Annotated in this window: 1 protein-coding gene; it reads right to left on the bottom strand. The window is 65.0% G+C overall.

The features are described 5' to 3' along the window. Positions 1-1275: glucoamylase family protein (locus EN939_RS34700; protein WP_272483136.1), on the bottom strand; the 1275-nt coding region annotated here is incomplete at both ends.

The raw sequence follows: 1275 nt of genomic DNA on the forward strand, positions 1-1275 counted from the left end.
GCGCGTGACGGAGAGATCGCCCCAGCGGCTGTAGCCCGAGCCGGTCGCGGTGACCATCACCGAATAGCGGCCGTTCGACATGACGTTGGTCGACCGCAGCGACTGCAGCGGATTGAGCACGATGCGGGTGTCGGGGCTGTCGACCTCGGTCTCGTCCTTGGAGCGTTCGTCGGCCTCGGTCCTGACGGTCGCGGTCGGGATGTCGCGCGGCGCCCTCTCCTGCAGCAAGAGTTCGGCCGATTCGATGACCGGATCGCTGTGGAAGCGGTCGCGCATGCGACCTTCGAAGATGGCGTCGGCAACCGCCGCGATCGACATGCCCGAATGGTGGGCCATGTAGTTCTGGACGACGACATGATCCGTGCCTTCCGGCACGCGCTGCGGCGTGAAGTCGACGGCATCGTAGTAGCCGTGGCGGCCGAGCGCCCCGATCTCCCGCAAACGGGAGAGATTCAGCACGGCTTCACGCGGATTGAACTGGGCCGCCAGTATGGTGGCGTAAGGCGCGATCACCGTGTTCTGGCCAAGGCCGCGCTTCAGCCCGAGGCCTGGAACGCCGAAATTGGTATATTGGTAGGTCAGTTCGCGGTCGCGCGCATTGTAGGCGGCCTCCGAGATGCCCCACGGCACGTTCTTCTGGCGGCCATACTGGATCTGGCGTTTGATGATCAGCTTGCTGGTCTGGTTGAGGATCGAGCCCTGCGGCTCCTTCATCACCAGCGGCGGCATCAGATATTCGAACATCGAGCCGGACCAGGACATCAGGGCGCCCTGGAAACCGATTTCGACGATCGGCCGGCCAAGCCGGAACCAGTGCTCGGTCGGCAGGTCGCCCTTGGCGATGGCGAACAGGCTGGTCAGCCGGGCTTCGGAAGCCAGAAGGTCGTAGCAGCTCTCGTCGAGCTGGTGTTCCTCGACCCGGTAGCCGATCGACAACAGCTTGCGCTCCGGCCGCATCAGGAAGGAGAAATCCATCTCGAAGGCGTAACGGCGCGTGCGCTCGCGCAAGGTGAGCAGCTTGGCACGCAGCGCCTCGACGGCATTGTCGTCGCTGTGCGCGTCATGGACGTGCGCTTCGCAGGTGGCTTCCAGCCTTGCCGCCCAGTCGACGATGACGTCGCTCTGGGGCGACACCGCCTCGGTATGGATGGCGGTGGCCAATTTGCGGATCTCGCCGGCCAGCACAGCCAGGTTGATGGTGCGGATCGACGCCATTTCGGGCTGCGCCTTGATCGTGTCGACAGCGCGCCGCATGCCGTCGAGGCGGTCGGCGAG

Source organism: Mesorhizobium sp. M7A.F.Ca.CA.002.05.1.1, assembly GCF_003998335.1.
Lineage (GTDB): Bacteria > Pseudomonadota > Alphaproteobacteria > Rhizobiales > Rhizobiaceae > Mesorhizobium.